The sequence below is a fragment of the Nitrosomonas sp. genome (assembly GCF_022842015.1).
GTDB lineage: Bacteria > Pseudomonadota > Gammaproteobacteria > Burkholderiales > Nitrosomonadaceae > Nitrosomonas.
The window spans coordinates 18,077-30,398 of the sequence record NZ_JALHQJ010000014.1 but is presented as its reverse complement, the minus strand read 5'-3'; the positions used below and the strand labels follow the sequence as shown (position 1 = coordinate 30,398).

General features: G+C 45.1%; 14 protein-coding genes. 7 read left to right on the top strand and 7 right to left on the bottom strand.

Annotation, left to right across the window (positions count from 1 at the left end; translation table 11 throughout):
* Positions 1 to 41: 41 nt before the first annotated feature.
* Complete coding sequence (gene apaG / locus Q0C11_RS04080; RefSeq protein ID WP_293005979.1) at positions 42 to 425, bottom strand: Co2+/Mg2+ efflux protein ApaG; 384 nt, start codon at positions 423 to 425, stop codon at positions 42 to 44.
* A 155-nt stretch (positions 426 to 580) separates the two neighbouring features.
* On the opposite strand from apaG, the gene rpe reads away from it, so the two are divergent.
* From rpe to Q0C11_RS04055, 5 genes are all read left to right on the top strand, one after another.
* Complete coding sequence (gene rpe, locus Q0C11_RS04075; protein ID WP_293005977.1) at positions 581 to 1,258, top strand: ribulose-phosphate 3-epimerase; 678 nt, start codon at positions 581 to 583, stop codon at positions 1,256 to 1,258.
* Positions 1,259 to 1,299: 41 nt separating this feature from the next.
* Entirely contained in the window at positions 1,300 to 2,025 is a 726-nt protein-coding gene (locus Q0C11_RS04070; RefSeq protein ID WP_293005976.1) for a phosphoglycolate phosphatase, read from the top strand.
* Between the two features lie 8 nt (positions 2,026 to 2,033).
* Positions 2,034 to 3,506 (top strand): anthranilate synthase component I, encoded by a 1,473-nt coding sequence (gene trpE, locus Q0C11_RS04065; protein ID WP_293005974.1) that lies wholly within the window; start codon positions 2,034 to 2,036, stop codon positions 3,504 to 3,506.
* A 514-nt stretch (positions 3,507 to 4,020) separates the two neighbouring features.
* Positions 4,021 to 4,212 (top strand): hypothetical protein, encoded by a 192-nt coding sequence (locus Q0C11_RS04060; protein ID WP_293005973.1) that lies wholly within the window; start codon positions 4,021 to 4,023, stop codon positions 4,210 to 4,212.
* Positions 4,213 to 4,523: 311 nt separating this feature from the next.
* Positions 4,524 to 5,249: an RNA methyltransferase gene (locus Q0C11_RS04055; RefSeq protein ID WP_293005972.1), complete on the top strand. Its 726-nt coding sequence runs from the start codon at positions 4,524 to 4,526 to the stop codon at positions 5,247 to 5,249.
* A gap of 106 nt (positions 5,250 to 5,355) precedes the next feature.
* Here the strand turns inward: Q0C11_RS04055 and argB are convergent, their stop codons facing one another.
* Complete coding sequence (argB, locus tag Q0C11_RS04050) at positions 5,356 to 6,258, bottom strand: acetylglutamate kinase (protein ID WP_293005970.1); 903 nt, start codon at positions 6,256 to 6,258, stop codon at positions 5,356 to 5,358.
* A 65-nt stretch (positions 6,259 to 6,323) separates the two neighbouring features.
* Positions 6,324 to 6,833, bottom strand: a complete 510-nt coding sequence (locus Q0C11_RS04045; protein ID WP_293005968.1) for a chemotaxis protein CheW — start codon at positions 6,831 to 6,833, stop codon at positions 6,324 to 6,326.
* Positions 6,834 to 6,934: 101 nt separating this feature from the next.
* Between Q0C11_RS04045 and Q0C11_RS04040 the strand changes: the two genes are divergently transcribed.
* Together Q0C11_RS04040 and Q0C11_RS04035 are read left to right on the top strand one after the other, a co-directional pair.
* Positions 6,935 to 7,510, top strand: a complete 576-nt coding sequence (locus Q0C11_RS04040; protein WP_293005967.1) for a BON domain-containing protein — start codon at positions 6,935 to 6,937, stop codon at positions 7,508 to 7,510.
* Between the two features lie 22 nt (positions 7,511 to 7,532).
* On the top strand, positions 7,533 to 8,909 hold the full coding sequence (locus tag Q0C11_RS04035) for an FAD-linked oxidase C-terminal domain-containing protein (RefSeq protein ID WP_293005966.1): 1,377 nt from the start codon (positions 7,533 to 7,535) through the stop codon (positions 8,907 to 8,909).
* A 96-nt stretch (positions 8,910 to 9,005) separates the two neighbouring features.
* On the opposite strand, the gene cyoE is transcribed toward Q0C11_RS04035, so the two are convergent.
* From cyoE to Q0C11_RS04015, 4 genes are all read right to left on the bottom strand, one after another.
* Positions 9,006 to 9,899, bottom strand: a complete 894-nt coding sequence (cyoE, locus tag Q0C11_RS04030) for a heme o synthase (RefSeq protein ID WP_293005964.1) — start codon at positions 9,897 to 9,899, stop codon at positions 9,006 to 9,008.
* Positions 9,900 to 9,978: 79 nt separating this feature from the next.
* Positions 9,979 to 10,500: a hypothetical protein gene (locus tag Q0C11_RS04025; protein ID WP_293005962.1), complete on the bottom strand. Its 522-nt coding sequence runs from the start codon at positions 10,498 to 10,500 to the stop codon at positions 9,979 to 9,981.
* 28 nt (positions 10,501 to 10,528) lie between these two features.
* Positions 10,529 to 11,251 (bottom strand): SURF1 family protein, encoded by a 723-nt coding sequence (locus Q0C11_RS04020; RefSeq protein ID WP_293005961.1) that lies wholly within the window; start codon positions 11,249 to 11,251, stop codon positions 10,529 to 10,531.
* Between the two features lie 201 nt (positions 11,252 to 11,452).
* Complete coding sequence (locus tag Q0C11_RS04015) at positions 11,453 to 12,310, bottom strand: cytochrome c oxidase subunit 3 (RefSeq protein WP_293005959.1); 858 nt, start codon at positions 12,308 to 12,310, stop codon at positions 11,453 to 11,455.
* Positions 12,311 to 12,322 lie beyond the last annotated feature (12 nt).

The window sequence follows — 12,322 nt, the reverse complement described above, 5'->3', positions numbered from 1 at the left end:
AAACTTATAGCATCACACATAACGCTGAAAAAAAAGCCACACTAATGCAGCGTTCTGGGAACGCTCAGGATAAACTCCGGCACGGCCACATCAAAATGAAAACCATCTTCAGCCGCCATCTGGTAGCTTCCTTTCATCGATCCAACTGAAGTAGAAATCACCGTTCCACTGGTATATTCAAAGCTATCGCCCGGCTTGAGCAACGGCTGTTCGCCCACAACGCCCAACCCGCGCACTTCCTGAGTTGTTCCATCACCGTTATCGATAATCCAATGCCTGCTGATAAGCTGAGTTGCCACTGTCCCCTTATTCGCAATGGTAATAGTATAAGCAAACACATGCCGATCCGATTCTTCATCCGATTGATCGGGCAAATACATGGTACGAACATTGATATCAATTTCATACTTCTTCTCTTCGATCATCTTTTTATTCCAAACTGTTTTACGTTTTCAACAGTAGTTTACCAAGAAACAGCTGTGTGATTATCGGAAATATTATCCAATAACAATCACTCTTTTACGCGCAGCCTGTCATTTGCGGTTAAAATAACGGATTTGAATATTGAGAGGTTTTTTCCATGCACCGTCTAGCACCCAGCATTCTTTCTGCTAATTTCGCCAAATTGGGTCAAGAAGTCACCGATGTGATTGATTCAGGCGCAGATATTATTCATTTTGATGTAATGGATAATCATTATGTCCCCAATCTAACCATTGGCCCCTTGGTTTGCGAAGCTCTTCGCCCAGTCACTGATGCGATTATCGACGTGCATCTGATGGTACAACCTGTAGACCGCATTATTCCTGATTTTGCCAAGGCTGGCGCCAATATCATTTCATTTCATCCAGAAGCCTCAAATCACATCGATCGCACCATCGGATTAATTAAAGAACAAGGTTGCAAAGCAGGATTAGTGTTTAATCCGGCCACACCATTGCACTACTTGGATCACGTGCTCGACAAACTGGATCTGATTTTGATCATGTCAGTCAATCCAGGGTTTGGTGGACAGAAATTCATTCCTGAAGCACTGAACAAACTACGTGCCGTCAGAAAGCTTATCGATGCAAGTGGCAAAGACATAATGTTGGAAATTGATGGTGGCGTAAAAGTAGACAACATTGCCGAAATCGCTCGTGCCGGTGCCGATACTTTCGTCGCTGGTTCTGCGATTTATCAGGCTAGCAATGATGCCGACCCACATCGTTATGACAGCATCGTTGCTGCATTCCGGGCTGAGTTAGCCAAAGCTTAATCAACCACAACTTTACGAAAAAATCGCTTTCCACCATTCCAATGAATCATATCTCTTCTGGCAACACAGCTTCGGCTAAAAAAATAACATCCCCAATAGCGATCAAGGTCATCATGATTGATCTGGACGGCACATTGCTCGATACCGCTGAAGACCTTGCCTTATCCGCAAACCTGATGTTGAGTGATCTGGGCATGCCAGAACAATCGACAGCAACGATTCGCTCCTATATCGGGAAAGGCATACAAAAATTGGTCAAACGCACATTAACCGGGCAACTGGATGCAGAGCCCGATTCTGCTTTGTTTGCCAAAGCATTGCCGATTTACGAACAGCATTACGCTAAGAATTTGAGTGTAAATACGCGTCCCTATCCTGGCGTTGTTGAGGGTATACAAGCCTTGCAGCAAGCGGGCTATAAATTGGCCTGCATCACCAACAAAGCTGAAGCATTCACCATACCACTGCTACATGCGACAGGACTATTTGAAAAATTTGAAATCGTTCTGTCGGGCGATAGCTTACCCAAGAAAAAGCCTGATCCCATGCCGCTCATACATATTTGCAAGCACTTCGATGCACAACCGCATGAAGTATTGCTGATCGGCGACTCGTTGAATGATGCGATCGCCGCCCGAGCAGCCGGTTGCCATGTATTCTGTGTACCCTATGGTTACAATGAGGGACGCGATGTGTACGAACTGGATTGCGATGCAATTGTTGATACGCTGCTGGATGCATCAAAACTGGTTAAAAGAGTCGCTTAGAAACCTCGATGACCGAAGCCGAATTCAATCAGCTCGCGCAGCAGGGATACAATCGTATTCCTATAGTTTTGGAAACTTATGCGGATCTTGATACCCCTTTATCGATTTACCTGAAACTGGCAAACCAACCCTACTCCTATCTATTGGAATCGGTACAGGGTGGCGAGCGTTTTGGCCGGTTTTCAATTATTGGGCTCCCAGCAACAACGCGCATGGTCGTGTACGAAGACACGATCACTATGATAAATAACGGCACAGTAGAAACGGTCACTGTCAGTGACACCCTGGCTTATGTCGAATCCTATCTGGGGCAATTTAAAGCCGCTCCCTGTCCAGCCGGAAAATCCCGTTTCTGTGGCGGTCTGTCTGGTTACTTCTCATACGATACGGTGCGCTACATCGAGCACAAACTGAAGGGCCACACCAAGCCGGATAGCTTAAATACACCGGATATTTTGCTATTACTGTCAGAAGAACTGGCCGTGGTCGACAACCTCTCAGGAAAACTCTATCTGATTGTTTACGCCAATCCGACGCAGGAAAACGCTTATCAAACCGGGCGTCAACGACTCAAGACGCTGCTGGCAAAACTGCGTCAGCCGGCAACGATTCCAACCGAACAAGCCGTTGCCTCCGGCGCCGCAGTTTCAGAATTTCCTGAAGCAGCATTCAAAGCCGCTGTCGAGCGTGCCAAGCGCTATATTTATGATGGCGATATCATGCAAGTCGTGTTATCGCAACGCACCAGCAAACCCTATAACGCATCACCACTGGCTCTCTATCGCGCGCTGCGCAGCCTCAACCCTTCTCCCTATATGTTCTTCTATCATTTTGATGATTTTCATGTAGTCGGCGCGTCGCCTGAAATATTGGTGCGCCTGGAAGGCGACACGGTCACTGTGCGCCCGATTGCCGGCACCCGCCCTCGTGGCAAAACCCCTCAGGAGGATGCCGCATTGGCAACCGATTTGCTCGCCGATCCGAAAGAAATAGCTGAACATGTCATGCTGATGGATCTGGGTCGCAATGACATTGGCCGCGTAGCGCAAACCGGAACCGTCAAAGTCACGGAAAAAATGCAAATTGAAAATTATTCACATGTCATGCACATCGTATCCAATGTGGATGGCAAACTAAAGCCGGAACTCAGCGCGATTGACGTGCTGCGCGCCACATTCCCAGCCGGCACTGTAAGTGGCGCACCCAAAGTGCGCGCGATGGAAATCATTGACGAACTGGAAATCTCTAAACGCGGCGTGTACGCCGGAGCAGTTGGCTATCTTGGATTTAACGGCGATATGGATCTCGCGATTGCGATTCGCACCGCCGTGATCAAGGATGGCCAACTACACGTGCAAGCAGGCGCAGGAATCGTCGCTGATTCAATCCCTCAAAACGAATGGATAGAAACGCAGAATAAAGCCAAAGCCATTCTACGCGCGGCGGAACTGGCCGAGAATGGGTTGGATAGTAAAGTCTGAAAACGCCTCTGATCCTTTGGCCTTTATAGAATTTGCTCCTCATAGACAAGAATGTTTCTTACAGACTCTGAAATAGACCGGTATATTCATACCTACATTATTAATTCTCAATACTGAGAGATAATGTAATATCAAATGAAGAGCATACGAAACCATTTGGATAATACAACTTCGTGCGTGAGATAAAGTCGCGAAAAAAACAACGCATTTAATGCGTACTAAATGCGTCGGTTAATAGACAAGTATTGGTTACCCTGTCATCAATGCTTTAAAGGACTCACAAAGATAACAGGGAGAACTAACTAAATTATATGGAAAATAGCTAGTTCTAAGCAGATTGTGCATTAAATACGCAAATGAGTCTGTACGACAGCCCACAAAGTAGATTGCAATTATTCATCTCCTCGCGGCCTCCGGATTATTATTCATATCACCCTCATTGGTGAATAAACGCACAGACCTGAATGTTTAAAATTAAGATAATAGATTTCTTTCAAATTACTGGAAAACTATTATGTATGTAATTAACTTCGCAGAAACTACGCCACCCACGCCAACACCCCCGGAAATTATACCGCCGCAAGAACAGCCCCCGGAAATAATCCCCCCAGAATATGATCCTTCGCCAGAAATTCCGCCACAGCCAACTCCTCCCGAGAGAACCCCTCCTGAAAGATATCCGGACCGGCCATTTCCTCAAAAATAAACACCCCCCTTACCCGCTTCGGCGGGTTGCTTATATCTGCCGATGCAGAGGCAACCACACAGATTAATTTCAGCTCTTATAAGACCATGTGAGACTGGGAAGAAACACGAGAAAAGGCCTCAAATTGAGAATATTATCGATGTTCTACATATTTTTTGTTTCATAATCTACAATTCGTGACTTTGATCTCTTCTCGCATTACCTCATTGTTTGGTTTATTCTGTTAGAATCAGGCTGATTGAAGCACTAATGCACTAATTGATTATTGAAGCCTTACGCCTTTCGTGCTCGTCTGAATTAAATCCACCCACATGAATACAGCCTTTCCGCTTGATAATGTTCGCATCATCCTCAGCCACACCAGCCATCCCGGCAACATTGGTGCGGCGGCTCGAGCGATGAAAACAATGGGGTTGAGCTCGCTTTATCTGATTAATCCCCGGCTTTTCCCGGATAAAGCAGCCGATGACCGTGCGGTCAGTGCGCGCGATATTCTGGAGAAAATAAAGATATGCACTGAACTGGATGATGCGCTGGAAAGCACCGTGCTGTGTGCCGCAATTACCGCGCGGCCACGTGGTCTATCGCATGATATTTTCAATTCGCGACAGGGCGCGCGGGAATTGTTGCGCTATGCACGGCAGCAGCCGGTGGCCTTATTATTCGGTGCGGAAACTTCCGGCCTGACCACGGCGGAGGTGAGTAAATGTCAAATGATCATCCACATTCCCGCCAATCCGGAATTTTCTTCTTTGAATCTGGCCAGTGCTGTGCAAGTGATGGCGTATGAGTTGCGCATGGCGCTGATTGAACATGAGGAGCCTATTCCCCCGCTTGGATCACCGGCTAATTTCAATGAGCTGGAATTATTGTATGCCCACTTAGAGCAAGCAATGATTGCCAGTGATTTCCTCGATCCGCAAAAACCCAGGCTATTGATGCAGCGCATTCGCCGATTGTTTGGCCGCGCACGGTTGGAAAAGGAGGAAGTACAGATTCTGCGGGGTATTTTGACCGCTTTGGGTAAGCGCTGGTAAATACTGACATGCTTTGCGCTTGAAGAAAGCCGCCGTTAACCCACTGCTGTCATTCCAGATAAGATGAGAAATCTGTGTAGATTTTTGGCGAGGCTCGAAATGACAGTTAAGTAAATTCTTCCTGGTTTTCTTTGATCAACGTGCCGACACCTTGATCTGTCAAAATTTCCAACAGCAGCGCATGTTCCACGCGCCCGTCAATGATATGGCAGGATTTAACACCTTTCTTGACGGCATCCAGCGCCGATCCAATTTTCGGCAGCATGCCGCCTGAAATGGTGCCATCAGCGAACAATTCATCCACCCGCTGCGCTGTCAGCCCTGTCAGCAGATTGCCATCCTTATCCAGCACGCCAGGTATGTTGGATAACAGAATCAGTTTTTCAGCTCTGAGAATTTCTGCCAATTTGCCTGCGACCATATCGGCATTGATGTTGTATGACTCGCCTTCAGAACCTACACCAATCGGCGCGATAACCGGAATAAAATCCTGCGTGTCGAGTAGCGCGATGAGCGTCGGATCAATCGATTCAATCTCGCCGACCTGCCCGATGTTAATCCATTTGCCTGCGGTTTCGCGATCTGCCATGAGCATTTTTTTGGCGCGGATGAAAGCGCCGTCTTTGCCCGTCAAACCGACGGCTTTGCCGCCGTGACGATTGATCAGATTCACGATGTCCTTGTTGACTGATCCGCCCAGTACCATTTCAACCACATTCATGGTTTCGTCGTCGGTTACGCGCATGCCCTGAATAAACTCGCCCTGCTTGCCAACGCGCTTGAGCATGTCATTAATTTGCGGGCCTCCGCCATGCACGATCACCGGATTCATACCCACCAGTTTCAACAGCACCACGTCACGCGCAAATCCGTGTTTAAGATTCTCTTCCACCATCGCATTGCCACCGTATTTAATCACGATGGTTTTGCCATGAAAACGCTGAATATACGGCAAGGCTTCGGCCAGAATTTTAGCTTTATTTTTTGCAGTTGATTGGGAAATCGTCATGATTCTTTGCATCTCAATTCAAATAATTTTAAATACCAACGTAGTGCCACTATGCCAGACAGCAATCACTCACCACGAGCGATGTGCAAAAATTTCTCCTCACGGATCAACGCAAATAAGCTCAATTCCTGCCATAAACGGCCTTCCGTATCTTTGTACTGTTTGATAATGCCTTTGGGCAGTTTCTTCTTGGCAGTTCTAGTAGAGGTAAATTCAGATAAGCTTCTGATTCCCAGCATGCTGTTCACGATAAATCCGCCATACAGCTTATCACCGGGAGAAGCCAATAATATTCGCGATTTTTGATTGTACGGACTGGAGTCTTTTCCCAGATACACGCCCAAATCGGTAACTCCATAGAGATTGCCGCGCACATTAGCCACACCCAGAAACCAGGGTTGCGTCAGCGGAACATGTGCCAATTTTGGTATCGGTATAACTTCACTGACCTCAGCCATCGATATCAAATAACGATCCTCACCCACTGCAACACCAAGTACCGCTGATGAGGTTTCTCCGTTACCTGTGGTCACTCTAGTTTGGTTGATTGTTTGCTGCGATTCTTTTGTATTCATGTTGTTTGTTAACCCGCGCTTTGGCTAACGGATTGTTCGTCATCAGGCTATTTTACTGTATTATCAGAGTTGAAAATCTGAATTCTGTGGAGTTAAATCAAATGAAATATTTCAATTGTCAGTGGCTGCCTCTTTTACTATGCTTTCCTTTATTAACCGGCTGTCCTTTGTATTCGGTAAGCACTGCTTCAGGATCGAACTCGTATATCTCTGAAGATCGTAGAACCAGCGGTATTTTTATTGAGGATGAAGGTATCGAGCTCAAAGCTTCACGGCGCATCTATCAACAATTTAGCAATAATGTCCATATCAATGTGACCAGCTATAACCGGATCGTGCTGTTAACCGGAGAGGCACCTACCGAAGCCATCAAGACGAATATTGAAAGACTGGTCATGGGTGTCGATAACGTGCGTCGCATCCACAATGAAATTGCCATTGCCGGAAATACTACATTGTCATCCCGCAGTCATGACACACTACTGACATCCAAAGTGAAAGCGCGTTTCCTGGCTCAACGTAAGTTCCAGATCAATCACGTCAAAATTGTTACTGAAAATGGCGTCGTGTACTTGCTCGGAATGGTGACGCGCGAAGAAGGTGATAACGCCGCCCAGATTGCCAGCTCTACTTCTGGTGTACGCAAAGTTGTTAAAGCATTCGAATATCTTAATTAATGCTTACAGGTTAGTTTTTTCCATGTTGCCCGCTAACTTGATCGCCGAGCTACAACGTGCGTTTCCATCCGATCGCCTCTATACCGATCCGGTGGATTGCTATTCTTATGCCTATGATAATAGTCGCAAGATCTTTCCGCCGCACGCTGTGCTATTTCCCTTAACCACGGAAGAAGTGTGCCAAATTGTATCCTTGTGCAATCAGCATCATGTCCCGTTGATTCCCCGTGGCCGCGGTACCGGTACAGCAGGTGGCAGCTTACCAGAGTTTGGTGGTATCGCCTTATCGCTGGAACGCATGCTGAACATCATCTCGATTGATCCCGCCAATCGAGTAATCGTGGCTGAACCCGGCGTGTTGAATCAAACCGTGCAAGATGCCGCCAAACCGCATGGTTTTTTCTGGCCACCAGACCCTTCAAGCGCTCAATTTTCGAGTATTGGCGGCAATATTGCCACCAGCGCCGGTGGACCGCATGCCGTAAAATATGGCACCACACGTGAGCATGTTTTAGGCTTGAAGGCCGTGACCGGTGCAGGAGATTTGATTACAACCGGCTGTTACACTACCAAAGGCGTGGTCGGCTATGATTTGACTCGACTATTGATTGGTTCCGAAGGAACGCTGGCCGTCATTACCGAGGCTACACTCAAACTTGCAGCGCTTCCCAGCACTGTAGCTGGTATTACAGCGCATTTTAACGATCTCTCAAGTTGTACTCAAGCCATTGTCAATATTATGGCGCTTCCGCAATTGCCAAGTGCACTTGAATTTCTTGATGCTGGATCGCTCAATCTTATTCGTGGCCGCTATCCGGATATGTTACCGATGAATACCCATGCCATGCTGATGATCGAGGTCGATGGCTTTGGCGGAGACATTACCACTTCAATTGCCGACATCCTTGAGGCATGTCGCAGCGATGGATTAATTCGCGCACAGCAAGCAAACGATACGACAGCACTATGGCGAGCACGAAAAGCATTATCACCATTGTTGAAGGAAATTGCCCCGAAGAAAATTAACGAAGATGTGGTGGTGCCGGTAAACACCTTGCCGCAATTTTTAGCAGGCCTGACAAAACTTAGCAATCAGTATCAATTACATAATGTCAATTTTGGCCATGCAGGCAATGGAAACATTCATGTCAATCTGTTAATCAATCCTGACGATGCAGAAGAAGTAGCTCGTGCTGAGCGCTGCCTGGATGAAATATTTGATTTAGTGATTAAGCTGCGCGGCACACTATCGGGCGAACATGGTATCGGCAGCGAGAAGCGAGCTTTTGTATCGAAAGAGATTGATCATGTAACGCTGGATTTAATGAAAAACATTAAGCAGCTATTCGACCCAAACAACATTTTGAATCCGGGAAAGTTATTCCCGGCTAAGACTTAAACTTCGTTTTTTTATTTCTGCGCTTGCAATACCGGGATTATTCCAATTTCACAGCAAGTATTGCAAACGCAGCATCAGTTTCTTTATTACATTAATCTAGAAAAAGAAGTAGTGATCTACCAATAACGCGACAAACAGTAGGGCCAGATAAAGGATCGAATAACGGAATGCATCTCGCGCCAACTGATCACTGTAGTTACGATAAATTTCTATCGCGTAGTACATGAAAACACCATTGAGTAGAATAGAACTGACTAAATAAATCAAGCCACTCATTTGCGTGATATAAGGCAACGTAGTTACCAAACACAGGATAATGGTGTAAAGCACTACATGCAATTTTGTAAATTGATCACCGTGGGTAACTGGCAACATAGGCATGCCAATTGAGGCGTATTCTTTTTTTCTGTAGAGTGCAAGCGCCCAAAAATGCGGTGGTGTCCAAGCAAAAATAATTAGAAATAACAACAGCGCATCACTGGTAACTTCTCCGGTTACTGCTGCCCATCCCAATACCGGAGGCATTGCGCCTGATGCGCCACCAATAACAATATTTTGTGGCGTTAATGGTTTCAGGATCACCGTATAAATAATGGCATATCCCACAAATGTCGCCAATGTTAGCCACATTGTGAGCGCATTAACCCAGTAATACAGAATGAAAAGTCCTAATCCTCCAACCAACAACAGAAAGAACAAAGTTTCGGGAACGCTGACTTTACCTTGTGGCAAGGGTCTACCTTTAGTACGTGCCATTACGGCATCCATTTTTTGCTCTACAAGACAATTCAAAGCAGCGGCGGCACCTGCCACTAATGCTATGCCTAGAGTAGCTAATAACAAGATATCGATTGGTACAGCGCCTGGAACAGCTAAGAACATTCCGATTACCGCTGTGAAAACAATCAACGATACTACGCGTGGTTTTGTCAATCGATAAAATTGATTAATTCGCGAAGCCGTTTCATGCCAAGCTATACTAGTAGCCATGTCATTATCTCCTATGTTTATCTCAAAATATTTTCGTTGTTTTGTAGCATCAACCTAACGCATGAAACATTAGGTGTGTTCAGTGTTCTATTTGTGAAACGTGTAGCAATCGCTTCAAATCGTGTCCCATTTTAGTGCCATCCACATCCTCAGGGAAACGCATCATTAAATTTCCAATTGGATCAATTAAATAGATATGCTTTGTTTGCGTTTCTTGAGTCTCGATATACCCAAGTATTTCGCTATCTTTTGCACTGACAAAGTAAGTGCCTTCATATTGCTTAATCAATTCATCGTCTGGTCTAACTTCGTCATTGATTAACCAGAGCCGCTCAATTCTATGCTTTTCCTTACCTTGTACTAAGCGAACTTGACGCATGAAATAAAGTTTATTAATGCAAGTCTCGTCACATTGTCCAGAATCCACCATTACCAAAGTCCATTTACCATGAAGATCTTTCATGCGAAGTATCGTATTATCATTCTGATTGACGCCTATTCCTGTGACTTTGACAATAGGTATCAAATCGCCATAGTGTGTGCTTTTTGGTCTATATTCCGTAAAATACAAGACATATGACACAATTACCGGAGCAGACATTAAAGCAAGCAATAATAATAACTTACGTCTATTTGACTTCTGAAGTTGTACGTTTGACATTCAATACTATAAAAATAACTATCGTTGTAATTGCTAATGAAAACCATTGTACTGCATAGCCAATATTTTTCGATGCACCGGAGTCTGGCTTATCCCAGGCGCGTATCAATCCGTCTTCAATTGCATCTTTCTGTAAGATCATAATGGGCTGCATTCTCAAGCCCGTTATTTCTTGATATCTATCCAAGCTAAATCTGCCCCAGACTGGCCCTTCCTCTATTGCACCAGAAATTTCAAATGTTCTTATCTCTGGTGATACCACCGTGCCGGTAATTATGACTTCTCCCAGATCTGTTGTAATCAGAGGCAAAACGGATCTGTCATTCCCAGTTGCTATCCAACCTCTATTGATAACCACATGCAACAAACTATTCTTGATTCTCAAAGGGCTAAGAACGTGATACCCAGCACGCCCCTGATAGGTTTTATTGTCCAGAAATATCGTATGATCTACGAGATATTCACCGCGTATTTCAACATCACGATATTGATAATCAGCTAATTTCACTGAACTTCCCGGCAAAGTAACTGCGGGTTGCATCGCATACTTTTCTAGTTGCTCATGCTGCGCACTTTTCTCATCAGCTCGAGACAGTTGCCACTTACCCAACTCGACAAAAATTATTACAAACAAAATAGTCAATACAATTGACCATAATTTTGGTTTAAAGCGGTATCCCATTACAATCATTTTTATCTACTTAAGTACTTGAGATGTACTGCTTTGTCTTATTAGGTTCTTGCAACGAATCAGTTTATGGAATCAGGACAAACCTTCTTAATAATTCACTTGAACATTAAGTTGATCCCAGCTTCGCTGGCAACTTGGGCGATAAGTTTATATTTCCTAAGTTTCGTAAAGCTGGAATCTTGATTCGTCGGTGTCGGCTACTTACATCAGGTAAACAAATATAAACAACCCCAACCATACCACGTCAACAAAGTGCCAGTACCATGCCACGCCTTCGAATCCAAAATGATTCTCCGGTGTAAAATGCCCTGCGGCACTACGAAAATAAATCACGATCAACATGATTGTACCGATGGTCACATGGAAACCATGAAAACCTGTCAGCATAAAGAATGTAGAACCGTATGCACCGCTAGTCATCTTTAGGTTAAGATCATTATAAGCGTGCACATATTCATAAGCTTGGCAACCAATAAATAAAGCACCTAATGCTATCGTCGCCAACAACCACAGTTTTAACCCGTCTCGTCTATTTTCTTTCAATCTCCAATGCGCTATCGTACATGTAACACCTGAAGTTAAAAGTAACAATGTATTGAAAGCAGGCAATCCCCATGCACCCATCGGTGTAAAGGCTTCATGTTCGCCAGGGCCGGAGGTTGGCCATGCACCATCATAAGTAGTCCAGAATTCATTTCCTAGTGCAGAACTTTCAGCCTCCAACCATGGTATGGACAAATTTCGCATGTACCATAGAGCACCAAAGAATGCACAAAAAAACATCACTTCTGTCAAGATAAACCAACTCATTCCCCACCGAAATGATTTATCGACTTGTTGATTATATCGTCCACCTTCACTTTCCCTGGCGACAGTACCGAACCATCCAAATAACATATAAATCAGGATAGCAAAACCGATTCCTAACAAACCGTAACCAAGCTCAATTTTATTCATGGTTAGGGCCGCACCTGATCCCAAAAACAATACCGCAGTCGATCCAATGATCGGATACATCGACGGCGCTGGGACATAATAGTGTCCAGACTCTTGACTCATTCTTATCTCCTC